The organism is Chitinophaga sp. CCNWYY40 (assembly GCF_037483205.1).
GTDB classification, from domain to species: domain Bacteria; phylum Bacteroidota; class Bacteroidia; order Chitinophagales; family Chitinophagaceae; genus Chitinophaga; species Chitinophaga ginsengisegetis.
Genome location: NZ_JBBHLF010000001.1, coordinates 884209 through 908539 on the forward strand (window position 1 = coordinate 884209; position 24331 = coordinate 908539).

At 48.2% G+C, this 24331-nt stretch carries 17 protein-coding genes; 6 read left to right on the forward strand and 11 right to left on the reverse strand.

The genetic code is table 11. The annotated features are described in order from the left end of the window. Positions 1-3 precede the first annotated feature (3 nt). The 4 genes from V7S65_RS03625 to V7S65_RS03640 are packed head-to-tail and all read right to left on the reverse strand — an operon-like array spanning position 4 to position 4461. Complete coding sequence (locus V7S65_RS03625) at positions 4-1482, reverse strand: glycosyltransferase family 2 protein (protein WP_079468177.1); 1479 nt, start codon at positions 1480-1482, stop codon at positions 4-6. 15 nt (positions 1483-1497) lie between these two features. Then, on the reverse strand, positions 1498-2931 hold the full coding sequence (locus V7S65_RS03630) for a glycosyltransferase family 2 protein (protein WP_111578817.1): 1434 nt from the start codon (positions 2929-2931) through the stop codon (positions 1498-1500). Next, entirely contained in the window at positions 2931-4085 is a 1155-nt protein-coding gene (locus V7S65_RS03635; RefSeq protein WP_336386157.1) for a HEAT repeat domain-containing protein, read from the reverse strand. Before V7S65_RS03635 ends, V7S65_RS03630 begins: the two co-directional genes overlap by 1 nt. 4 nt (positions 4086-4089) lie before the next feature. Beyond that, positions 4090-4461 carry a response regulator transcription factor gene (locus V7S65_RS03640; RefSeq protein ID WP_079468174.1) on the reverse strand — a complete coding sequence of 124 codons (372 nt, stop codon included), beginning with the start codon at positions 4459-4461 and terminating at the stop codon, positions 4090-4092. A gap of 255 nt (positions 4462-4716) precedes the next feature. Between V7S65_RS03640 and V7S65_RS03645 the strand changes: the two genes are divergently transcribed. The 4 genes from V7S65_RS03645 to V7S65_RS03660 are packed head-to-tail and all read left to right on the forward strand — an operon-like array spanning position 4717 to position 10618. After that, a complete protein-coding gene (locus V7S65_RS03645) occupies positions 4717-8094 on the forward strand; it encodes a response regulator (protein WP_336386156.1) in 3378 nt (1125 codons plus the stop codon). Between the two features lie 7 nt (positions 8095-8101). Then, complete coding sequence (locus V7S65_RS03650; RefSeq protein WP_336386155.1) at positions 8102-8923, forward strand: CheR family methyltransferase; 822 nt, start codon at positions 8102-8104, stop codon at positions 8921-8923. Positions 8924-8960: 37 nt separating this feature from the next. Further along, complete coding sequence (locus V7S65_RS03655; RefSeq protein ID WP_339545323.1) at positions 8961-9515, forward strand: chemotaxis protein CheB; 555 nt, start codon at positions 8961-8963, stop codon at positions 9513-9515. Then, positions 9512-10618 (forward strand): sensor histidine kinase, encoded by a 1107-nt coding sequence (locus tag V7S65_RS03660; protein WP_079468170.1) that lies wholly within the window; start codon positions 9512-9514, stop codon positions 10616-10618. Before V7S65_RS03655 ends, V7S65_RS03660 begins: the two co-directional genes overlap by 4 nt. On the opposite strand, the gene V7S65_RS03665 is transcribed toward V7S65_RS03660, so the two are convergent. Next, positions 10612-11457, reverse strand: a complete 846-nt coding sequence (locus V7S65_RS03665) for a hypothetical protein (RefSeq protein ID WP_336386154.1) — start codon at positions 11455-11457, stop codon at positions 10612-10614. The two genes, V7S65_RS03660 and V7S65_RS03665, sit on opposite strands and share 7 nt — an antisense overlap. Before the next feature lie 222 nt (positions 11458-11679). Between V7S65_RS03665 and V7S65_RS03670 the strand changes: the two genes are divergently transcribed. Then, a complete protein-coding gene (locus V7S65_RS03670; RefSeq protein ID WP_079468168.1) occupies positions 11680-12342 on the forward strand; it encodes an HAD family hydrolase in 663 nt (220 codons plus the stop codon). 78 nt (positions 12343-12420) lie between these two features. Further along, positions 12421-13125, forward strand: coding sequence for an NUDIX hydrolase (locus V7S65_RS03675; RefSeq protein ID WP_079468167.1), 705 nt, complete (start codon positions 12421-12423; stop codon positions 13123-13125). On the opposite strand, the gene V7S65_RS03680 is transcribed toward V7S65_RS03675, so the two are convergent. From V7S65_RS03680 to V7S65_RS03705, 6 genes are all read right to left on the reverse strand, one after another. Continuing rightward, a complete protein-coding gene (locus tag V7S65_RS03680) occupies positions 13117-15867 on the reverse strand; it encodes a glycoside hydrolase family 2 protein (protein WP_336386153.1) in 2751 nt (916 codons plus the stop codon). The genes V7S65_RS03675 and V7S65_RS03680 overlap by 9 nt on opposite strands. Before the next feature lie 97 nt (positions 15868-15964). Continuing rightward, positions 15965-17794, reverse strand: a complete 1830-nt coding sequence (locus tag V7S65_RS03685) for an alkaline phosphatase (RefSeq protein WP_336386152.1) — start codon at positions 17792-17794, stop codon at positions 15965-15967. A gap of 243 nt (positions 17795-18037) precedes the next feature. Beyond that, positions 18038-18583 carry an RBBP9/YdeN family alpha/beta hydrolase gene (locus V7S65_RS03690; RefSeq protein ID WP_111578811.1) on the reverse strand — a complete coding sequence of 182 codons (546 nt, stop codon included), beginning with the start codon at positions 18581-18583 and terminating at the stop codon, positions 18038-18040. Positions 18584-18844: 261 nt separating this feature from the next. Beyond that, on the reverse strand, positions 18845-19603 hold the full coding sequence (locus V7S65_RS03695) for a hypothetical protein (RefSeq protein WP_111578810.1): 759 nt from the start codon (positions 19601-19603) through the stop codon (positions 18845-18847). Positions 19604-19629: 26 nt separating this feature from the next. After that, complete coding sequence (locus tag V7S65_RS03700; RefSeq protein ID WP_336386151.1) at positions 19630-21189, reverse strand: RagB/SusD family nutrient uptake outer membrane protein; 1560 nt, start codon at positions 21187-21189, stop codon at positions 19630-19632. Between the two features lie 12 nt (positions 21190-21201). Beyond that, positions 21202-24330, reverse strand: a complete 3129-nt coding sequence (locus V7S65_RS03705; RefSeq protein ID WP_079468161.1) for a SusC/RagA family TonB-linked outer membrane protein — start codon at positions 24328-24330, stop codon at positions 21202-21204. Position 24331 lies beyond the last annotated feature (1 nt).

Genomic DNA, 24331 nt, shown 5'->3' on the forward strand with positions numbered 1-24331 from the left:
AGTTTATTTTTTCTTTCCAAATCCCTGTCTTTGCATATTTCCCCACGAAGATTTTTTCCCGGTCAGGAAGAACCAGTATCCCCGTAATGCAAAAAATACAATCAGCGGATGATAGATCAGCGGTTCAAAAAAAGCCATCAGCGACAGTGAAATTACTTCCCGCCAGGTTTTGTAATAGCCGTAGGTAAGCTGGTCCCAGCAGATGGCCAGCGTAGTGATCATCACGGAGAAGAGGTATACAAAGAGTAATAATATAAGTGCGTAGGGCCAGTTTACCTGGTCCGTAATAATCAGGTAGATATAATAAAGAATTCCGGTGAACTCTATAACAGGCGCCAGGAACTCAAAGAACAGGTTATAGGGTAACACTATCAATCCGAGTTTTCTGTAACGCGGATTGAAAATGAGTTTCCGGTGCAGGGTGATGATCTCTGCCAATCCGCGGCCCCAGCGGGTTCGCTGGCGACTGAATATTTTCATATTCGGAGGCCCTTCTGTCCAGCATTGAGTGGTAGGGATATAACGGATGGCATATTTCAGCTTGTTATCGATCATAAACGCGCACATGCGGGTAACAATATCCATGTCTTCCGCAAAGGAACTGTGATCATAACCACCGGCTTTGATGGCTACTTCCTTGTCAAACAAGCCCAGTCCGCCGGAAACATTGGGTACGCTGTTCATCACGCTCCATCCCATTTTCCCCAACACGTAAGCCCGTATGTATTCCATTTCCTGGAAGCGGGGCAGTAATTTTTCGGGGGGGCGTACCCGTATGATCACGCCTTCATCAATTTCCGTGGAGTTGGCGATACGTAATGTAGCGCCGGTGGCTATCACCTGCCGGCTGTCTTCCATTACATGCACGTATCCGCACTGGGGGCATGGTTCGCCGATCTCTTTGGTTTTTTTATGCTCTTCATCCATGAATGGTTTGATCATACGCAGCAGCGTATCTTTTTCAATGATACAATCCACATCTGTATTCAGGAAGTAGTCGAACGCGGCAGCGTTGATGCCCGCATTGGCGGCATCAGCCTTGCTTTTACCATTTACTTTGTCGATCACCAGCAATTTATCGTAGGCCGTGTTGGTAGATTTAAACAGTTGCCGCACGGGCTGTGTTACAATCCTTTCGTTATAGGCGAAATCCACGGGTACCAGTTCAAATTCCAGGATCAGCTTCTCCAGGGTATCATCAGTGCTGCCATCGTTTACAATGATCACTTCATAACGTGTATAGTTCAACGTTAGAAGCGAGCGTACATTCATGATGATGGTAACGCTTTCGTTGTAGGCCGGCGCTATCACGGATATGCCCGGTGTGAGCGGGGAATCGAGCAGGTGATCATAATTGGTGAAACTGCTTTTTTTTCGGAAACGGATAATACCACGGTAAGACATATACGCCAATAGAGCATACATGCACAACAGTACACAACCATATATAAATACGCCTCCTTCAAAAAATGTTCTGAGCATAGCACACTGTTTTCTTTATGTCTTCTTTTTTCCGAAGCCCTGCCGCTGCATATTTCCCCAGGTACTCTTTTTCCCGGTCAGGAAATAATAGTATCCCCGCAGGGAAAAAAATACGATGAGCGGATGATATAGTAAAAACTCCATGAAAGGTGTCAGGCACAAATACGCTACTTCCCACCATTTCTTATAATAGCCAAAAGAAAGCTGATCCCATAATATGGAGATAGTGGTGATCATGACGGCATATGTATATACGAAAAGCAGCAGCAGCAATGCATACGGCCAGTTTACCTGGCCGGTTACGGCGAGGTATATATAAATAATGATACCGCTGAACTCCACCAGGGGCGCCAGTAATTCAAAGAAGAAATTAAAGGGAAATACGATCAGCCCCATCTTTCCGTAGCGGGGATTCAGGAACATACTGAAATGGGCATGCATCAGCTGGGCCAGTCCACGCGCCCAGCGGGTGCGTTGCCGGCTGAATATCTTTACTGAAGCCGGTCCTTCTGTCCAGCAGAGGGTTCTGGGAATATATCTTACTGCATAGTCAATCTGGTTGTCGTGGGCATAACGGCACATCCTGGTAAGCAATTCCATATCTTCCCCGAAAGAACTGTGGTCGTAGCCTCCGCAGCGGGTAGCTACCTCTTTATCAAATAAACCCAGTCCGCCGGAAACGTTGGGTACACAATTAATATAGCTCCAGCCCATTTTTCCCAATACAAAGGAGCGGATGTATTCCACTTCCTGGAAACGGGGGAGCAGCTGCCGGGGGGGCCGCATGCGGATCAGTACTCCTTCGTCAAAGTCGGATGAGTTGGCGATACGCAGGGTGGCGCCTACGGCAATTACCCGTTTCTTTTCTTCCTGCATTACCGGGAGTACCAGTTCCAGCAGGGTATCTTTATGAAGAATACAATCTACATCCGTGCAAACAAAATAATTAAAGGTGGCGATGTTGATGCCTGCATTCACGGCATCTGCCTTGCTTTTTCCATTCACTTTATCAATCACCATCAGGGAGGAGTAAGCCGGGTCGGTGGATTTATAGATCTTCCGCACGGGCTGCGTCAGTATCCTGGCGTTATGGGCAAAGTCTACCGCTACCATCCTGAATTCCGAGATCAGTTGCTCCATTGTATTATCCGTGCTGCCATCATTAATGATAATGATTTCATAGCGGGGGTAGTTGAGCGTAAGCAGCGACCGTACATTGGAGATAATGGTAAGCCCTTCATTAAAGGCGGGTGCCAGGATGGTAAGACCCGGCGCCATTGGCGAGCTGGCCAGTATGTCGAGCTGATGCTGGGTGCTTTTCCGGGTGTAATGACGTATTGCTATCATGGACAGCAACGCCAGTAAGGCATATACCAGTAGTAAAACCAACCCATATACGAAAAGGGTATTTTCGTAGGCCCTGCCCAGCCATGATAAGAGGCCCTCCATCAGTATTTAATTAAGGGGTTCATACAATGCTTCAGTATCAGCAGGTTCTCGCGGTTGGCGGTTTCCAGCAGTTCCTGTATTATACCGCCGGCTGCCTGGTCGTTTCGTACCAGTGATTTGGCGGCGGCTTTGCGCAGGTCGAAATTGGTTGAGTGCAGGAATTCCTGTTTCAGGAAATCCACCTGCCGCCCGCTGCTGATGCGGCCTACGGCCTTCAGTATTTCTATCTGGCATTGCAGCGGCTGGCTGCTGTACATGGATACCAGCCGGTCTTCCACATCGGGTGCTTTTAGTTTACCAAGACAATTAATCGCATCTGCGCGCAGGTAATGATCTTTAGTGTCCAGCAGTTTGATGACCGCGGGTACGGCCGGAAGCTGGTTGTAATGAACGATCAGTTTCAGGCAAAAAGATACCACGCTTTTATTGGAAGAGTAGGTGACCCACCTGGCGAAGTTGGGAATGGAAATATCTTCTGTAGTGGTAATGATGCGGAACAGTTCTACCTGGTCCCACATCAGTAGTGGATCGGTTACCACATCAAAGAATTTAAAGGGCTCATTCTTACTGAGCTTGATGTATGCATGCCGTGCGGCAGCCCGTAACTCACGGTTACGGCTATTCGTTAACGGCAAAATGGTAACATCTGCCACGGGGATATCCATGTCGATGAACTCCGTCAGCGCCCGTACTTTCCGGGCCCATTTAGGCGACTTCATCTGCTTCATGGTATCTTTGTTCAGCTCCAGCTGGATATAGAGGTTACGTAGCAGGTGGCCGGCATTGCCTCTTACATTGCGGCGGAAATGTATAATACGGTTGGTGGTAGCCTGCCGGGCCCATTTCTTATGTAAAGGCAGCTCCTGGAAACCATCCAGGTTCAGCTGGATCTGGCTGGCTGGTGTGCCGGCGGCTACTTCCGGATGAGCCATGATTTCATCAATGATCAGGTTATCGATCTTTGGAAGCAGGTAATCCAGTCTTTTTCTTCGCTGATATCCCAGGAACCGGCTTCTTAATATAGAAAAATAAGCCAGCAGGGTAACCAGAACAGCCACTATAATAAATATCATTGCCAGCCTGATGGCCAATGGCGCTTCCCTGAATGTGCTGAGAACGGGATCCAGGAAAGCAGGAATGGGTATATCGAACATGCAGCTATTTATTCTTCATTAACAATCTTTTTACCCTGATCAGTAACTCGGCAGGTATAATCGGCTTCTTCAGAAAGTCGTCCGCTCCCAGTTTAAAGCCTTCCATGATCATATCTTCATTACCGGCATTGGAAACAATAATTACCGGGATCGGTCTGGGCTGGCTTTTTACCCTGCTCAGAATTTCAAAACCATTGGCATACGGCATCATAATATCCGTAATGATCAGGTCATAGCCATAGTTCGTTGACTCCAGTTTTTCAAATGCTTCTTTTCCGTTTGATACGTGGTCCAGCTCATACTCTGCAGAGGGGAGAATTCTTGCCACTATTTTCGGCATTATCTCATCATCTTCAACTAATAAAATTTTACTCATCGTGGCTGAATTTAACCCGCTAAACAAAGCTGTTATTTAATTGTTCAGCAGGGGGTGATATTTTATTATTGGTATTGGAAAATAAAAACCGTGGACATTTATATATAGTATATACTTTAAAAATAAATGAATAGTTTTCCATTGATAAAAACAAATGGTTACATTACTGTTTAAACAGATTTATTGCTCCCCCCAAAGATATTGAATATGAATGCATTTAGGTATTTTTATGCTGTATTAAGGAATTAATATTATATGAATATTTCATTAATTAACAGACTGTACCTCGGGTTTTCCGTTGTTATATTACTTGTTTTGCTCGGAGGATTTTTAACATGGCAAACATTTACCGAGCAAAAAGAGGAGGCAGGATGGGTGCAGCACACCTATCGTGTTCTCAATAACTCCGAAAGAGTGCAGCGTTTATTATTTGATATGGAAGCTTCCCGCAGGGGCTTTCGTGGTACCTTTAATAAAAAATTCCTGCAACCCTATGAGCTGGCGCTCCCCAAAGTAGCACCGGCAGTAAACGATCTGCGTACGATGGTAGCAGATAACCCCGCCCAGGTAAAAAATATAGATTCCCTGGAAAATAATATCAACGCCCTGCTCAGCTACTGGAATCAACTCGATCATACTTTATTACAGCAGCGCTTTGAACAGAATGCGGATATTACGGAGAAAGAAACATTATTGATGGACGGGGTGCGTGAGCAAATAGGACGGGTGAACGGAGAGGAACGCCGCCTGCTGGCCATCCGGGAAAACGTTAAAAGTACTTCTTTTACAAAGGCCGTCAGAACCCTGCTGATCAATAACGCCTTCATCCTGCTGGTAGGCTTTATTCTCATGAGAATTACCTATACGGAGTTTAAACGCCGCCTCAGGGCGCAGCACGCATTGAACCGTAAACTGGATGAAGTGGTAGAGATCAACGCCGCTGCCAATGAAAAAAACTGGATGCTCACCGGCGTTAATGATATGAACGACAGCCTCCAGGGCGTGAATAACCGCGATGAGCTGGTTCGGAAATGCCTGCACACACTCACCGGCTTTGCCGATTTTACAGCTGGTGCTTTTTATTGCTATGACGACAGATATAAGGATCTTCGTTTGTACGCCGCCGTTAGCATGCCATCTGCCATCCCTAAAATAGTGCCGCTGAATGAAGGCTTCCTGGGTACAGCTATATCAGGAAAGGAAATCCTCGTTATCAGGGATGTGCCGGCCGGCTACTGGCAGCTAAGCTCTTCCAGCGGACACATTCTGCCCGGTTCCCTGGTAATGATGCCACTATGGATAGAAAATGAACTGCTCGGCGTTATAGAACTCGCCTCCTTCAAAGAGGTGACGCCCTTACAATTGCGGTTGCTGGAAGTATTGTCAAAAGATATAGCCGTTGCCGTTAATGCCGCCAATGCCCGTGAAAAGATCCTGCATCTTCTCCAACAGGTACAGGAACAAAAAGAAATACTGATCAGCCAGCAGGAAGAACTGCGGCAGTCCAATGAAGAACTGAGCAGGCAGTCGGAAGTATTACAGGCATCTGAAGAAGAACTAAAGGTACAGGAAGAAGAACTGCGCCAGGTGAACGCGGAAATAACAGAAAAGAATAAAGACCTGGAAACAGCCAGGGGCGCGCTTTCCCTGAAAGCCAGCGAACTGGAAGCCAGCAGCCGGTATAAATCAGAGTTCCTGGCTAATATGTCGCACGAACTGAGAACACCCCTGAACAGTGTACTTATCCTGGCGAAAATGCTGCAGGAAAATAAAGATAACAACCTTACGGAAAAACAAATGGAATATGCAGGAATCATTCATAAGTCCGGCTCCGACCTGCTGCACCTGATCAATGATGTACTGGACCTGTCGAAAATAGAAGCCGGTAAAGTGGAAATGGAATTTGAAGATGTGCCGGTACAAAGTATCATAAACGACCTTTCCGACCTGTTTGACGTAGTGTCGCAGGAGAAAGATATTTCCTTCATTAAAAATATAGCGCCGGATGTTCCCGCGACTATCAACACCGATAAACTCCGCCTGTTACAGGTAATCCGCAACCTGTTGTCCAATGCGTTTAAATTTACGCCGGCAGGGGGCGTGATCAATCTTTCCTGGTACGTAAGCAGCCCGGGCATCCTCTGCATCAGCGTTACAGACACGGGACCGGGTATACCGGCAGATAAACAGGAACTGATATTTAACGCCTTTCACCAGGGCGATGGCGGTACTAACCGTAAGTATGGCGGCACCGGGCTGGGACTGAGCATCAGCCGTGAACTGATGCAGTTGCTGCACGGAGCGCTCCGCCTCGATAACAGCAGCCCCGCGGGCAGCACATTCTCCATTGTATTGCCGGTAGATGCCACTATGCCGGCTGCAACGCCGGTAACGGGAGGAAAAGATGCCCCCCGGCTGATACAGCCTCCCGTTGCCGTGAACGACGACCGCGACAATCTCACCAAACACGATAAGCTGATCCTGATTATTGAAGACGATGTTCATTTTGCGGATATCCTGCGCGACTTTGCCCGTAACAAAGGGTTTAAGACCATTGTGGCGCACAACGGGCAGGATGGACTGGCCTATGCCCGCAAATTCTTACCGGTAGCCATTATCCTGGATATGAACCTGCCCGTAATTGACGGCAGCAGTATTCTCAAAATTCTGAAAAGCAGTGAAGAGCTGAGCAAAATCCTCGTACATGTTGTAACCGGGGCGGATATACAGGCTATTAAGGCAGATAACATACATGGCTATACGAGAAAGCCCCTGGAGCTGAGCGACCTTGAAGAAGTGTTTACCGGTATCAGCGCACAACTGCATGCACGGCTGAAAAAAGTGCTGCTGGTGTCGGTAGGCCCGCTGAGCGCCGGCGCCACACTGGAAACCATGAGCGAAGAAAGGAATCTGGGCACCAGGTATGATATTGCAGCAGGCATCCCGGAGGTACAAACATTCCTTGCCGGAACAAAGTATGATGCGGTTATCGTGGAAATTGGCAACGACCTGCAGGCAGGTTTACAACAACTGGAAGCGCTGACGCAGATCCCCGAATCCGGGGATACGCCGCTCATCGTTTACCTGGACCAGGATATTACCGGTAGTGAAGAACAACAGCTGAAGAAATACGCATCTGCCATTGTGCGCAACTCCACGCATGCCACCGACCGGCTGATGGATGAACTGGAACTCTTTCTTTATAAACTGCAGAAGAAAACAAATATAGAAGACACCGCCACTACATGGACGGAAGGAAACCTCTCCGGAAAAACCGTGCTGCTGGCAGACGATGATATGCGCAATGTGTTTTCCATCAGCGCACTGCTGGAAGAACAGGGCATTTCCGTGCTTACTGCCGCAGATGGCCGGGAAGCACTGGAGGTATTACATCAGCATCCAACACTCAACCTGGTACTGATGGATATCATGATGCCGGAAATGGATGGTTATGAAGCAATGCAGCAGATCCGTGCAGATGCCCGGTTTCAGCAACTACCGGTAATTGCACTCACCGCAAAAGCAATGGCGGGCGACCGGCAAAAGTGCCTGGAAGCAGGAGCATCCGACTATATCGCCAAACCCGTAGATAGTATAAAACTACTTTCACTATTACGGGTATGGTTGTCATAAAAAATGTATGGTAGAGGAAATCAGTCATGGAGATTTTACAGAACTGGTGAAGATCATTCAACAGCGCTACGGGTATGACTTTACAGACTACGCCGAAGCCTCTTTGAAACGCCGGTTCAGCCGCTTCACCGGCTTCGTGGGAATCAACAGCATCTTTGAACTGAAGCACCGGCTGCTGAATGAAGAACATTTTTTCCGGGAAATGATACAGTATATCACGGTGAATGTAACCGAAATGTTCCGGGACCCTTCTTTTTATAAGGTGCTGAGAGAACAGGTGCTGCCGCGACTGGCATCTTACCCGATCATTAAAGTATGGCATGCCGGCTGCGCTACCGGTGAGGAAGTATATTCTATGGCAATCCTGCTGGAGGAAGCCGGTTTGCTGGACCGCTGCAGGATATATGCCACAGATATGAATGAAGTCAATCTCCGGAAAGCAGAAAGCGGGATCATTGCACTGAAAGACATGAAAGAGTATACCGCTAATTATATGCAGTCCGGCGGGATCAATGACTTTTCCAACTACTATACGGCACGCTATGATAACGCTATCATCCACCCGGCCCTGCGACGCAATATTATTTTCTTTCAGCACAACCTGGTAACTGACCAGGTGTTCAATGAATTTCAATTGATCTGTTGCCGGAATGTGTTCATTTATTTTAACAGGGCATTGCAGACACGGGTAGTGAAGTTATTTTATGATAGCTTAACTTCGCTGGGCTATCTGGCATTGGGCATTAAAGAATCGTTATTATATAATGAAGAACGGGCAAAATTTGAGACGGTAAACCAGGCAAATAAAATTTTCAGGCGTAAAATGTAAAAAGCTGGCAGCCTCCCATTCATACAGGATCCTTGTTATTGGCGGTTCTGCCGGCAGTATGACTGTGCTCACCAAATTGATCAGTGAGCTGCTGGCAATATTTCCTATGCCGGTGGTAATTGTAATCCACCGTTTGAAAAATGTGCAGAGCGAATTGGGTACTTTATTATCCGTGAGACAAAAAATTACAGAGCCGGACGATAAAGAGCTATTATTGCCGGGGCATATTTACCTGGCGCCGCAAAATTATCATTTGCTGATAGAGGCCGATGGCACCATTTCCCTGGACTATTCCGAACTGGTGAATTTCAGCCGGCCTGCTATAGATATGAGCTTCGAGAGCGCAGCCAGCGCTTTTGGCAGTGCGGCCGTGGGAATACTGTTAAGCGGTGCCAATAAAGACGGCGCAGCGGGGCTTTGTCATATAGCCGCGTCTGGTGGTGCAGCAATTGTTCAGGACCCGCGAACCGCCGGGTTTAGCACCATGCCCCAGGCAGCCCTGGATCTTTGCTCCGGCATTCAAACCATGACAGTGAATGATATGATCCGTTACTTGAGAAATATTAGCACGAAAATAAACACCGAGAAATGAAGCAGCGAAAAACAAAAACATTCACCATACTGCTGGTAGATGATAAAGCAGAAAACCTCGTATCCCTGGAACATATGCTGGAAGCCAGTAACAGGGAGATCTTAAAAGCTGATTCGGGTAATGAAGCGTTAAAAACGGTACTCCGGCACGATGATATAGGCCTTATTCTGCTGGATGTACAAATGCCGGATATGGACGGTTATGAAGTGGCCCGTCTTTTACAAACAAATCCCAAAACAAAAGATATTTCTATCATTTTTGTAACTGCTATAAACAAGGAAGAACAATATGTAATGCGGGGCTTTGAGGAAGGTGCGGTAGACTACCTGTCGAAACCACTGGATGTAAATGTAACCCGCGCAAAAGTAAGTGTATTTGAAAAATTATACCGCTACCAGTATGAGCTGAAAGAAGCCATGAGCGAAAAGGAAAAGGTAAATAAACAGCTGGAGCGGTTTATGTATGTAGTGGCGCACGACCTGAAATCACCGCTGTCGGGCGCTATTGGCCTGCTGGCCCTCATCAATGAAGATGAACGTATCCAAAATGCCCCCGATCTGAGTGAGTACATGAAAATAGTATTGGGCGCCACCAATCACCTCACGGAAATGATTACGTCTATGCTGGACTATACCCGGCAAAGCGATATGGAACAAACCATTGAAGAGGTAAACGTACACGAACTGGTTACACAATTATCGAAGCTGCTGTTTCCTCCCGCCAATATTCATATTGAAACCGTGGGCACCTTACCGCAGCTGGATACCAATAAACTGAAACTGCAACAGGTATTCCAGAACCTGATCTCCAACGCCATCAAGTATAACGACAAAAAAGATGGGATCATTACCATCGGGGGAACCGACAAGGGCGAGTTCTATGAGTTCTATGTAAAAGACAATGGGCCGGGTGTTGCCAAACGTGATACCGATCGCATCTTCAAACTGTTTGAGCGGCTGGATAACGACGGAAAAGGTGAAGGAACCGGTATCGGTCTTAATATATTTAAACTGCTGGTAGAAGAACAGGGTGGTAAAGTGTGGGTAGACTCCCAGCCGGGTGAAGGCAGTACTTTCTATTTCCTCTGGCGTCAGCGCTATTGATCACCGTTTTCAAAAATCCATAATCTTCCGCGGATCTGTTGGGTGGTAACGGGGAAACTGGATACCAGGAGTAGCTTGTTTTCCATTTGCCAGCTCCAGTTGCTGATGGAATTTTCCGGTGAAGAAGACAGCGGTAGAGCTGCTTTTTCAATGGTTGTTATATTCAGAGCTTTGTTCCGCAATTGTGTCATGGCATCTGAAAGTATTGCGGGCAGCTGCTCTCCGGGTCCTGATAGCCCCAGCAGGTTGGCGCCTTCCTGGTTTACCCACCCGGAAACCCCGTCGTTGTTGATGAACACCAGCGCATGCGGAATAGTGTGCAGGATAGCGGCAAACCGGATAGCCACCCGCTGAAAATAGATCTGCTGCTGGGATTGCACGAGTATCTCCTTCAATCGTAATCGGATGGTTTCAATACACTCCAGGAAGCCGGGTTCAAAAGAAGCCGGTTCACTCCATCCAAGAACAAGCAGGCTGTTATTCGGACTGGTATCTACCGGGATTATAATGGCCGATGACAAGGCAGGTAGTATTTCTTTAAATACATTTTCTTTTACCGGCGGGATCTCACGCCAGTAAATGGTTTTAAAGTCTTCTGTATACAGTAGTTTTTTGATGGGCGCAGGATTCAGCACCAGGCCGTTCAGGTGAAGGGGAGAGGCGCATTTAACCTTTGCCGTTTCTTCATCCTCAAATTCCAGTTGCAGCGCAATATCCGCTTCCATCAGGCTTTTTACCAGGGCAATACTGAATGCGAGAAAGGAAGAGATGTGTTTATCCTTATCCCATCTGCCGGTTTGATTGATAAAATTTAAAGCTTTACGCTCCCAGATACTCACGGTATGAAATTAATAAAGATGATAAACTATAGCTGACGAAAAAACGGGTTATGCTGAGATGCCGGACTAGTCCGTTGGTACATACTCCTTAAAGCCACTGGCCGGAAAGATCACATTTTTCAAATATAAGTAATTCCCCTGAACGAACTACCTGCAGAGAGGCATGGATTGACTGAGTCAGACAAAATTCGCTTATCTTTGCGCCTTACAAAAAAAGGCATTATGACCCAGCAGCAAAAAGCATTTCTGTTTGACCTGAACGGTACTATGATCAACGATATGGAGTATCACCTGGAAGGCTGGTACAACATGTTGAACAAGCTGGGCGCCAATCTTCCCCGGGAAATTGTAAGAAGCCACATGTATGGCAAAAATGAAGAACTGCTGGTGCGTGTTTTCGGGAAAGATCATTTTACGGCGCAGCAGATGGAAGAAATAGCCCATGAAAAAGAAGTATTATACCAGGAGGCTTTCAGGCCCCACCTGGAGCTGATTGCAGGACTTCCGGCCTTCCTGGAAAAAGCCGCTGCCGCTGATATCCCGATGGCAATAGGCTCTGCTGCCAATACTTTCAACATTAATTATGTGCTCGACAACCTGCACCTCCGCCACTACCTGAAGGCGATTGTTAGTGCCGATGACGTAACCACCAGCAAGCCGGACCCGGAAGTATTCCTGAAATGTGCGCAGTTATTAGGTGTGTCGCCGGCCAGGTGTATCGTATTTGAAGATGCTCCCAAAGGTGTGGAAGCCGCTTTGAATGCCGGTATGGAAGCAATTGTGTTAACTACCATGCATACACGCGAAGAGTTCGCCGCTTATAATAATATCCGGGCATTTGTGGCTGATTACACCGATCCGGTGTTGCAACAGCTGTTTGTATAAACAAAGGAATATTGCAATATAATTTCCTAATGTCAGCAGGGAACCATAAATTGCCGGGTTATATAAATAATTGCTGCTATGACACGTTATTCAGGGCAATCAAGAATGCTGGTGGCAGTCGATTGCATCATTTTTGGTTTTGATGGAGAAGAATTAAAGCTGCTGCTGATCAAGCGCGGATTTGAACCGCAGAAGAATAAATGGAGCCTGATGGGCGGATTTGTACAGGCAGACGAAAGCTTTGAAGCCGCTGCTGCAAGGATTTTGAATAAGCTCACCGGCCTGGAAGGGGTATACATGGAGCAGCTGTTTGCCTTCGGCGAACCGGCCCGTGACCCGGTGGAACGCACCGTTTCTATCACCTACTTTGCCCTCATCGATATCAATCAATACAAACTGCAGATCAACGACGAGTACCACGCGGAATGGATTTCGCTTGATAAGCTGCCGGATCTCATCTTCGACCATACCGAAATGGTGAAGATGGCCCAGGAGAAGCTTCGCTACAAAGCTGCCATACACCCCATCCTTTTTGAACTGCTGCCGCTGAAGTTTACTATTCCCCAGCTACAGCTGCTGTATGAAGCGGTGTACGATGTTACTTTCGATAAACGTAACTTCAGCCGCAAGGTATTGTCTACCGGCCTGCTGATCAAACAAAAGGATAAAGACAGGCTCAGCTCGAAGCGTGGCGCCTTTTACTTCAAACTGGACAAACGTAAGTACAACGCCAAGTTCAATGCCTTCCTGAATTTTGTAACGGACCCCGGAAACCTACGGTAAGCCGATCCAGAGCGTGCCTTTCACCGGCGTATAGTTCAGCATTATATTATCCTGGCTTTCAGGCCCCATCTGTGCGGCATCCTGGAATTTGGTACCTATCGGCGCAATAGCGCTCAGGAAACCGATATCCCCGTCCGGAAAGGCCGGCGCCGTATTGTTGTTGGCGGCTCCCTTTGGCGCCTGCGGGTGAAACACCTGCAAAAACGTACCCTCGTTACCGGTATAAAAGGTAAATGGCTGCTCCTTTGTATGAAAGGTGGCCTGGTACACATTGGCATGATAGCCTTTGAATTCGGGATACTCCCAGCTTTCCCCCGTCACCGTGTTGTTATAGGCTTTATACCAGCTGCCGAACAGCTGTCCCTGCAGCCTGTTTTTCCATACCCGGTATGGTCCTTCACCTGTCCACGACAGCCCCGTTACCTTTTCTTCCGGATACCGGAACGTAATGCCACTGAAAGGCGTGGCGCCTTTGATGCTGTAGCTGTAGTCCAGTTGCGCCGGGATGCCTGGTTTGAAAGTCCACTTTACGTGGAGGAAGCCATTGCCTTCATAACGGGCGATGATAAAATAACCACTGGAATCTGTACCGGACCTGAACTCTTTTAGTTCCTGCGAAACGCCCGCCAGTACGGGGCCTCCGCTTAATGAAATGCTGCCTTTGGGAGTATGGATCTGCAACAGCTGACCGGTAGTACGACTGAAATAATAAGTGCCGGTACCGTTATTCACAGAAAGGGTATCGTGGTCAGTCATAATATCGAGGCTGCCGCTAACGCCCGGGAACTGCCGCACAATGCGGGAAGGCTCCTGTAAAGGCCAGCTCCGGGTGAGGATGCTGCGTCCGTAACTATCCTGTACACTCACATACAACGCGTCAGCATCCTGCCAGCCGTTTGGAAGCGACAGTTGCAGAAAGCCTTTGGTATGGGGCGCCAGGTCAGGCGCCGCAATGGAGCCTGTGGCAATGGTGTCTGTTGTGTTGTTTTTTCCGGGAGATGTAAAACGCAGCAGCTGCCACCTGAACCGGCACCCGGACAATGACGTATAGTCGTAACGGTTTTCCACCGGTATGCGGCCATCGAATGCTGCCGTTATAACGGGCAGGGATATATGCACCGGCGACCATAACTGCCGGATCGTATAGAAGCTGCCTTCCTTTTCACGGTGGGGGCCTACTATGCCGTCGGGGGCGTGGTTGCCGTCGGTGTCAATGATGCCGTTTTTATCGGTACGTACCAGTCCTTCGTCACTGAATGCCCACAGGAATCCGCCGGCACAGCGGGGATGCTGTAACATACGGTCCCAGAAATCGGCCAGGCCGGCGCCCATGCCGCCATCATACAGGCCATGCATAAATTCGGTAGGCAGGTAAATGTCCTGGTCGTACAGGCTGGAGTTAACAAGGTAGTTGAAGTTGGGATAATGTTTGGTGTCCACACGATTGTATCTTTCCCAGGGATGCAGCACGGGGCGCAGCTGAGGATCATACAGGTGGTAGTCGCCATCCAGTGCCCGGTTAAACCCGCCTTCATTGCCATTGTCCCACGCAATAACGGAAGGATGGTTAACATCGCGTTCCACCAGTTCCTTTACGAGTTTGCGTCCCACCAATGTATCGTAGGCAGCCTGCCAGCCGGTGAGTTCATCCAGTACAAACAAACCCAGTGAATCGCATACATCCAGGAAGTGATCATCCGGCGGGTAGTGCGACATCCGCACGGCGTTCATGTTCATGTCTTTCATGAGGTTCACATCCAGTATGCTGATATCCTTACTGAGTGTGCGCCCTGTTTCCGGCCAGGCGCTGTGGCGGTTTACGCCCTTCAGGATTACTTTGGTATCATTTACGTATATGCCATCCCGTGGTCTTATTTCAATGGTCCTGAAGCCAAAGGGTTGGGTGATGCGGTGTATGGTCCGGTTATCTTTCTTAATCTCTACTACTGAGAGGTAACGGTGCGGGAACTCTGCACTCCAGGTAGCGGGCTGGTTAATTTGTTGCTGCAACGTATAGGCGGCAGGGTGGGTGGCTGTGGCAGGCACTGTTACCGCCTGTTGAACCGGCTGACCTGCTGTGGTTGTTATCTGTGCGGAGAGGGAGTATCCTTCCGGCAAAGGAGTCGTGAAAGCCTGTACCGTGAAATGGCCTTTGGCGGTAGCATTTATGGCCACGCGATCAATATGGATCAATGGCTTTACCTCCAGGAATACAGGCCGGTAAATGCCTCCCAGCACCCAGAAATCGCCATTCCGTTCTGCCCGGTTCACTCCTGCATTCGCCGACATTTTGCTCACCTTTACTTCCAAGAGGTTGCTGCCGTTGAGCAACAGTTTACTGATATCATATCTGAACCGGTAAAAGCCGCCCTGGTGTATTTCACCGGCCAGGCGCCCGTTTATTTTTACTTCGGCATCGGTCATTACGCCATCAAAAACAATATTTACCTGCCGTTCGCGCCAGTTGTCCGGTGCGGAAAAACGGTAGCGGTATAGTCCTTGTTCATGGGCTTTGTCTTTATCATGGCCGTAGTTGTAGCTGCCAAATCCCTGCTGTTCCCAGTTAGAAGGAACGGGGATGGTGGTCCATTTGCCGCTGCGCTGTCCGCCGGAGCAATGAAAGTCCCAGTTAACGGTGTGGTCTTTATCGGTGCCTGAAAGATAGATGTATCGGGTTTCCTGTGCAAACGCTGTATGCAGGCATAACATACCTGTAAGCAGCAATAGGATTCTTGCTGACATGTCCGGAATTTTAAAATGCCTTTAAAAGTATAAAAAGAAATGTGGAGTTGGAGTGTTTTTTTGCGGAGGAAGCGCTGAAGGCGCTTCCTCCGCTGCCTTATTTACCGAAGCATTTCAGCATCTTATGAAAGATCTCATTGTTTTCATAGACGCCGCGGAACAGGTTGGAGTTGGGGCCATAGGCAAACACCATCACCGGGATGCCGGTATGGTCGTTGGTGGCAAAGTGGCCGCGTAAAGTGCCTGTGGCAATATCGCCATCCATAAGGGCGAGGCCGCCGGTTTCATGATCAGCCGTCACAATCACCGTGGTTTGTTTGTCCTGGTCAGCAAAGCGGAGGGCTTCTCCCACTGCTTCATCGAAGTCGAGCATTTCACGCACCAGGTAATCCAGGTCGTTCAGGTGGCCACCATGATCAATACGGGAACCTTCCACCATCAGGAAAAATCCTTTGCCGGAAGCATTCAGTTGCTGTAAAGCCTTTTTCAGTGCGGTTTTCAGGTACTTGCCCCGTCCGTTGCGCATAGAGGTGACTACCTTATTGCTCAGGATGACGAGCGTGCGGTTTTTCGTAGTGGCGTCCCAGTTATCCAGGTTATCGTAGATACGGATGCCGGAGGAAGCCAGCTGCCCACCGAAATCTTTTTCCAGTTCTTCCCTTCCGCCGCCAACAGCCAGTTGCAGTTTGCTGCTGAGCAGTTGCTTTTCCAGGGTATAGGTGCTATCCCGGTCGGAGGTATGACCGTAGAAAGAAGCAGGTGTGGCGCCGGTAATTTCTTCGGTTACAATCACGCCGCTCTGAATGCCTTTGGGAGCCAGTATTTCAGGGATCACAGGGATGGATACGTAGGTATTGTCGAGCCCGATGGCGCGGTTATGTGTTTTAGTACCGGTGCCCATTGCGGAGCCGCCAGCGGCAGAGTCGGTGTGGTAATTATCGGTGGATTGGGTTTTGGATAAGCCCAGTTGTCTCATCTGGAATATGTTCAGCGCACCTTTATTGGCGGTGTAGCCGGAAAACATTTCCGCAAGACCAGTGCCATCGCCAATCATCAGGATCACGTTTTTGGAGCGCACTTTGGTGGCATCAGATACAAAGGAAGGAGTATACACTTCATGCACCGGCATACCGGAAGCGGTAGTACGGGGAGTGTTGTGCATTATATCATACAGCTCTTCCGGGTGATCAGTTCCGATCCAGTCGGCGCCGAGATCCATCAGTTTGTAGTAGGTAGAGCGGGTAGAGGGAGCGCCCCAGAAGCGGAAGGCATATCCCTGCTGGTGTGCTTTATTGATAACGGCGGTTACTTTTTTCATTTCTTCCGGCACCAGTGTGCCTTTGCCATTCCAGGTGCTGTAGGAATGAAAATCCACGCTCAACATCGCAACGCGTTGCTGTAACGCTGCCGGATACACGCTGTCAGGCCGGCCATCAAAAAAGAAGATGGGATCATACTGGGGCCATTCTGCTACCGGGGGCACGTTGCCTGATATCACCAGTTTTACGGCGGAGGGATTTGTGTTGCGGTCAAAATAGTTGCGGTAGGGAAGCAGCAGTTCCTGTAATGCCTGGAGGGTAGGAGTGCCTGCTGTTTTCAGGTCTATCAGCAGCTGCATCGGTGCGTTGCCGGCATAAGGTTTACCGTTGTAAAGGGAGAACTGCCGGAGCACAGGCTGCAGGTACAGTTCCTTAAAGGTACGGAACGGTTGTATGGCGCCCGCGTCGTGTGCAACGTATAAAACGCCGTCTTTCAGGTGTATATCTGCCTCAATGGAACCAAACTGGAGGGATGCCGCTGCATAAAAAGGAGTGGCCCGCTCATAATCATTATGAGAGTGTGCCTGCGCCATAGTATACTGCTTTATTTGTGCGGATGCCCCGGTGGCCATCATTACACCGGATAAAATGAACAGTGCTTTTTTCATTGTATGGTAAAAGATAGTTTTAAAGATTCAGCGGCCAAAGGTGGCATAATCCTGTTTGCCTGCAGTATTGCCCGTGTTTATCTTTATGTTAATTATCGGTAAAGAAAATCGATTTAGTTAAGACTTCAGACAACAACATATCCTATTCAGGTCTTAAAAGAAAAAGTGGAAAAGCGGAATGAAAAAAAGTGAAATTACAGGTTAAGCGTTGCTGGCAGGGAATAAAATTGGCTGGTAACCGCATTAAAGCGTTGGCCAGTTCTGCACCAGTTCTTTCAGCTGGTTTTGTCCTTCCGGCCATTCCCCAAGCCCGGATTCGCTGTTGATATGGCCTTTGGCGCCTGCATTTACAAAACGGCTTCCCCAGTGACGGGCAAAAAAAGCGGCTCTTTCCAAAGAACAGAAAGTATCATTTGTACTGGCCACAATAATACTTTCAAACGGCAGCTTCACTAAAGGAATAGGAGTGAAGCCGGTTGCTTCAGCGGGGAAGCCCGGTCTTTCTGCATCTGCCGGCGCTACCAGTAACGCCCCCCGGATCTTCCTCTTTGTTTGCCCCGCCCAATGTGCCAGTGCAATACAAGCCAGGCTGTGCGCAGCTATTACTACCTGCGGACCGGCTTCCGCTACCGCCTTCTCTATCTGCGCCACCCAGTTGGCGCAAACCGGCGCATCCCAATCTGTTTGCTCAATCCGTTTTGTTCCGGGTATAGATTGTTCCCATAATGTTTGCCAGTGTAATTTTCCGGAGCTACCCAGCCCCGGCGCGGTCAGAACTTTTATTTCCATGACATAGAGGCGTTGTGTCTTGAAAGATAGTAAAAAGAATCACCAAATACGAATTAAGTGATCCGCAGAAAAATAGTATATACCCAAAAAAATAGCCGGGGCTAAAAAGCACCGGCAACAGGTAACAACCAAAACAGCATTGATTAATACTGAGTATTTTAATTATTTATGATATATTTTTTCGCTTTTATCATCTCCATAAAATAATTGTTAAAAAAGACCCGGCGGGGAAATTCCCACCGGGGGCCATAATGTGGATTTTTAAAATACAAAACCTTTACGCTTGAATATCCAGATATTGCGCCAGCCATCGCCTTGCTGTACCAGCGTCAATTCATTAGCGTTCAACTTAACAATATTGTAGGTCACGTTGTTTCCCCAACTGATGTCAGCGCCGTTGATCTTGATCTTCTGCGCTAAAGTATCCAGTGTAAACGAACCTTTGGTAGTAACTCCTTTATGCGTGATGGAGTAGTTTGCATTTTTATTAAGATCGAATGTCATCTCATCATCAACTACACCCTGGGTTATCAGGCCTGCTTTTCCCACGGTCCACCATGCCGGTACGTCGGAATTACCAGGGCCATTGCCAAAACAATAACCACCGGGAACATCAACGGCCCATACCCAGGTTTTACCATCAGCGCCATTGGTGAGCAGGTTGTACAGTTTGCTGGAAAAGAACTTCGGATCGTTTTCACTCACGGTAACTTTTACAGAATCAGTTTTAGGACCACCGGCGCCATAAGCAGAATATTTTACGAAGAAGTCGCCCGCAAAAGGAAGGATCACTACGGCCTTCGCTTCTTTCGTGGTACCAAAACCGTAGTCCCAGAACGGGATTACATCTTTCGTTTTGCTTTCCAGCGTTACCTGGTTATCGTAATCCGGATTTTGCGTAACGGAAAAATCGAGTTGAATGCCGGCAGGATTTGCCGGGGTGATCCTGTCTTCGTAAGGACTGCACGCATAAAACAATGCAGTGATTAATCCCAGGAAATATATATGCAGACGTTTCATTTTTGTAGTTTTTAAAGTGGGCAATATCACCAACCGGTGTTTTGTTTGATCGTACCGTTTGATAAATTGATCTGTGTTTCAGGAATAGAGAATAAACCATTTGTTTCGGTGCGGAAGCTTACGTTGAAACCCGGCTGGGAAGAAGTATTATCTATTGCCTGTTTGGCTACCGCCATACCCTGTCTCAGCAGATCCCAGTAGCGGTGCCCTTCCAGCGCCAGTTCCAGCTTGCGTTCCTGCATGATCTGTGTTTTATTGCTGAGGGTAATGCGATGGGTTTGATCGCCAAATGCACGGTCGCGCACGCGGTCGATATAACCCTGTGCCTTGCCTGCATTCGCCGTGAGATTTAATTCTGCACCCATCAGCAACACATCTGCAAAACGGATCACCATATAGTTGTCGAAATTATCCCACTGGAAACTACCACCGAGGTCATCTGCATTTTTATCTTTCAGCGGTGTATATTTTTTTATAAAGAAGCCGGTGTATTGCGCCTGATCATCCAGCTTATAGGTATCTGCATATCCTTCTCCGGCAATAGAAATAATGGAAGCTGTTTGCCTGCTGTCGCCGGGAGCATAGGAATGAAAGAGGGCTTCATTTACAGTAGCGGCGCCCCATCCCTTGTAGTATGGCTCCAGCACCTGTGAGCGGATACCGATCATCACCTGCATGCGGTTACCATTCTGCTGGTTCTGGTCGCCCATGCCGAGATAGGTATACTGAATAGTGAACACGCCTTCTGCATTATTCTGGCCAGCGTAGGCAGTAGTGCTTTCAGCGGAAGCACGGAACAGGTTCCGGTATTTTGGAACAAGACTGTATCCGCTGTTGTTGATCACATCGTCAATGGCGGCAATTGCATCTGCCTGTGAAAATACTCCGGCAATATCAGGTTTGCTGTAGTAGCCGGTATAGTACAGGAATACACGGCCCAGCAAGGCTTCCGCAGCCCATTTGGTAGCCCTGCCATATTCGCCGGAAGGAATGCTGGTAAAAGGCGTAGCCGGAATGTTAGCTGCGGCCAGTTTCAGGTCATTGGCAATGAGCATGTATACGCTGTCCGGATTGGCCTGTGGAATGCTGTAGTTACCAGGTTCCAGCGGCGCGGTGATCAATGGCACATGACCAAACATACGCACCAGGTCAAAATAAAAGTACGCCCGCAGAAAATGAGCCTCACCGATGTAACGGTTTTTAGTGGCGTCATCTCCCTTAAAATCTACTGCTTCAATTTTCTGGATCAGTTTATTGGCGCGGTAAATACCGGTGTAGTATTTCTTCCAGGCATTGCTGTTGATGTCATTCATCTTAATGCTCTTATCCCACTGGTTCCAACCGTTGTCAGAAGCGCCACCGCCGCCAAAGCAATCGTCGGACGCAATTTCCGAGGTTAATGCAATGTTGCCGTAACCGTCCCAGTTTAATACGCTGTACGCGGAAACCAGTCCCTGGTAAGCATCTCCCGGAGTTTTATAAAAGTCTTCCTCTGTAATTGTATTGATGGGCAATGTTTCCAGGAAACTTTTGGAACAGGAACTCATTAACCCCGTTATGATGATAGCTGCTATTATTTTCTTCATGATTGCCGGAGTTTAAAATTTAACATTAAGACCGAATAAAACAGTTCTTGGCTGTGGGAAATAACCGAGGTCAGTACCAGATGACCAGCTGTCGATACCATAGCCCACTTCAGGATCCAACCCACGGTAATGGGTAAACGTAAATACATTCAGTCCGGATACATACAACCGGAGCTGCTGAACAGGCAAACGTTTCAGTAATGTTTTCTTAAGGTCATATCCAAAGTTGATGCTCTTTACACGGAGGAACGCGCCATTGTGTACATACAGGTCAGAGAAGCGGGTGTAGTTCTGATTGGCTTCATTGCCCAGCGTTACACGGGGCGTGCTGTTGGAAGTACCTTCACCATGCCAGCGGTCGAAAATAGCCGTGGTATAGTTGTTATAAAAACGGTCGTATGCTCTTGTTCCATCCACAATGTCATTACCGCCTACGCCGCTCAGCAATACACTCAGGTCAAATCCTCTCCAGCCTGCAGATAAGGAGATACCATATGTTTGCGAAGGATTCGGATTACCTACTTTTGTTTTATCATCGCCATTGATTACGCCGTCGCCGTTCAGATCTACAAAGCGGGCATCGCCGGGTTGTGCGCCTGGCTGTATTTTCTGGCCGCTTTTGCTGGTGTAGGCATCAATTTCTGCCTGGTTCTGGAAGATACCGGCTGTTTTCAAGCCATAGAAATAACCAATTGGCATTCCGTTCTGCGCACGGAAGTATTCATCCATGTTGGAAGAGAGTACGCCGTTATAAGAAGGATGCAATACACCTTCCTGGTTAGGAATATCGATCACGGTATTTTTATTGAAGGCAATGTTACCACCGATACCGATGGTTACTTCTCCAAATTGATGGTTGTAGTTAATGCCAAGCTCAATACCCTTGTTCTGAATATTACCACCGTTGATGGTAGGTGCGCCGGTACCCACCAGGTCGGGGATAGGAGCGGTTACCAGCCAGTCGCGGGTGTTTTTCTGATACCAGTCGAATGTAACGGTTACGTCTTTGAATAACGTCGCATCGAATCCGATATCGATTTGCTCAGATGCTTCCCAGTGCAAATCAGGATTGGGTATTTTATCAGGAGAGGCGCCGATGGCTTTTTGTCCGTTGAAATAGTAATCGCGGTAAGTAGAGTTGATGGTAGCCAGGTACCTGAAGTCATCTATCCTGTCACTACCGTTTTGTCCCCATCCGCCGCGGATCTTCAGGAAGTTGATCCAGCTGCTGTTTTTAAGGAACGATTCGTTGGTCACGATCCATCCGGCAGAGAAGGAGGGAAAGTAGCCATAGCGGTTGTTGGCGCCGAATTTGGTAGAACCATCCCGGCGAAGCGTGGCGGTGAGCAGGTATTTATCGTCGTAGCTGTAAAACACCCTGCCAAAGTAGGATTGCAGCGCATTCATGCTCCTGGTGCCGTATACTTTACGGGTAGAATCATTTCTGCCGTTATCAATAATGGCATGATCAAAGTCGGGAATGATCAGGTCTGTTTTACTACCGCTTACGTTATAGCCTTCATATTTTTTTGCGGTGGTACCCACCATTACATTCAGGTTATGTTTGCCGGCAGTGAGCTGGTAGGTGAGGGTGTTATCCCAGTTCCACGTGAGGTTGCGGTACATACCCTGGCTGGCAAAAGAATGTTCGTTGCTGTTATTGGTTCCCAGGTTATATACGGGGATAAAAGCATTGTTGTAGTTATACGAGATATCTGCACCAAAATCTGTACGGAGGGTCAATCCTTTGACCAGGATGGCTTCTGCATAGATGTTACCAATGATCCTGTCGGTAATGGTTTGATTATTTTGTGTGTAATCAATAGAGCCGATCGGGTTGGGTTCATCTGCGTAGGGCGATTTGCCATAGCTGCCATCCGCATTATACACCGGGTAGATGGGAGTAGCATTTAATAAACCACGGATAGAGTTATTGTAGATATTGCCTGTACCGATACCACGCTGGCGTGTATGAGCAAACGTGAGGTTCTCACCGGTTTTGATCAGGTCTTTGTACAACTTGTGTTCTGAATTGATCCTGAAAGATGTTCTTTCAAAATTAGACCTGCCGGGAAGTCCCATTACGCCTTGTTGTCCCTGGAAAGAAAAGGACGAGGAGAAAACGGACTTTTCGTTTCCGCCGGAAAGGCTCAGGCTATAATTTTGAATAGGCGCATTTTTATTGGTGGCGGCTTTCTGCCAGTCGGGCCCTGTACCCAGTTTAGCGATAGAATCGGGTGTATAGATAGGTACAGAACCGGAGTTGATAGACGCTTCATTCATGATGTTGGCATACTGTTGCGCATTCAGGAGGTCCAGTTTGCGGGCAGGATTCTGTAATCCGTAGGAAGCATCGAAGCTGACATTCATTTTACCGGCGCGGCCTTTTTTGGTGGTGATCATCACGATACCATTTGCTGCGCGGGTTCCGTAAATGGCAGTGGAGGCGGCATCTTTCAGCACATCTACACTGGCAATGTCATTTGGATTGAGGAAGGAGATGTCGTCCGCCGGAAATCCATCAATGATGAACAGCGGCCGGGAATCCCCGTTGGTGCCGATACCACGGATAGTGAATTTCAGCGCATCGCCGGGTTGACCGGAGTTGGACGTTACCTGCACACCGGGCGCCTGTCCCTGTAAGGATTGCTCCACGCTGATGCTGTGGTTTTTTATCAGGTCGTCGTTGTTTAAATGTACGGTGGCACCGGTCACTACTTTCTTCTTTTGTACGCCGTAACCTACTACTACCAGTTCATCGAGCCCTGTGGAAGCGGATGTCAGGCTTATTGTCATCGGACCGCCCGCTTTCGCGGGTACTTCCTGTTTGGTATAGCCTACCAGCGATACCACGAGTATTTCCCCGGGATCAGCCTGCAGGCTGAATGATCCGTCGACTGTTGTTACAGTGCCACGGGTAGTTCCTTTTACAACGATATTAACGCCGGGCAGCGGAGTGCCGCCACTGGCATCAATTACCTTGCCCGTAATAGTTTGCTTTACAGGTTGCGTATATGCTTTCCCGTTATTGGCAGCTGCATGCAGTGCCGGGGGCGCTGCAGCAGTCAGGCTGCACACAGCAAGCGCCTTTAAGACGGTTTGCCGCGGAAAATAATTGCTGATTGTGTACCAGATTTTCATG

Excerpts from the sequence above, each read along its gene's own strand:
- V7S65_RS03625 (WP_079468177.1), bottom strand. The coding sequence starts at position 1,482 with ATGCTCAGAACATTTTTTGAAGGAGGCGTATTTATATATGGTTGTGTA.
- V7S65_RS03630 (WP_111578817.1), bottom strand. The coding sequence starts at position 2,931 with ATGGAGGGCCTCTTATCATGGCTGGGCAGGGCCTACGAAAATACCCTT.
- V7S65_RS03635 (WP_336386157.1), bottom strand. The coding sequence starts at position 4,085 with ATGTTCGATATACCCATTCCTGCTTTCCTGGATCCCGTTCTCAGCACA.
- V7S65_RS03640 (WP_079468174.1), bottom strand. The coding sequence starts at position 4,461 with ATGAGTAAAATTTTATTAGTTGAAGATGATGAGATAATGCCGAAAATA.
- V7S65_RS03645 (WP_336386156.1), top strand. The coding sequence starts at position 4,717 with ATGAATATTTCATTAATTAACAGACTGTACCTCGGGTTTTCCGTTGTT.
- V7S65_RS03650 (WP_336386155.1), top strand. The coding sequence starts at position 8,102 with ATGGTAGAGGAAATCAGTCATGGAGATTTTACAGAACTGGTGAAGATC.
- V7S65_RS03660 (WP_079468170.1), top strand. The coding sequence starts at position 9,512 with ATGAAGCAGCGAAAAACAAAAACATTCACCATACTGCTGGTAGATGAT.
- V7S65_RS03670 (WP_079468168.1), top strand. The coding sequence starts at position 11,680 with ATGACCCAGCAGCAAAAAGCATTTCTGTTTGACCTGAACGGTACTATG.
- V7S65_RS03675 (WP_079468167.1), top strand. The coding sequence starts at position 12,421 with ATGACACGTTATTCAGGGCAATCAAGAATGCTGGTGGCAGTCGATTGC.
- V7S65_RS03680 (WP_336386153.1), bottom strand. The coding sequence starts at position 15,867 with ATGTCAGCAAGAATCCTATTGCTGCTTACAGGTATGTTATGCCTGCAT.
- V7S65_RS03685 (WP_336386152.1), bottom strand. The coding sequence starts at position 17,794 with ATGAAAAAAGCACTGTTCATTTTATCCGGTGTAATGATGGCCACCGGG.
- V7S65_RS03690 (WP_111578811.1), bottom strand. The coding sequence starts at position 18,583 with ATGGAAATAAAAGTTCTGACCGCGCCGGGGCTGGGTAGCTCCGGAAAA.
- V7S65_RS03695 (WP_111578810.1), bottom strand. The coding sequence starts at position 19,603 with ATGAAACGTCTGCATATATATTTCCTGGGATTAATCACTGCATTGTTT.
- V7S65_RS03700 (WP_336386151.1), bottom strand. The coding sequence starts at position 21,189 with ATGAAGAAAATAATAGCAGCTATCATCATAACGGGGTTAATGAGTTCC.
- V7S65_RS03705 (WP_079468161.1), bottom strand. The coding sequence starts at position 24,330 with ATGAAAATCTGGTACACAATCAGCAATTATTTTCCGCGGCAAACCGTC.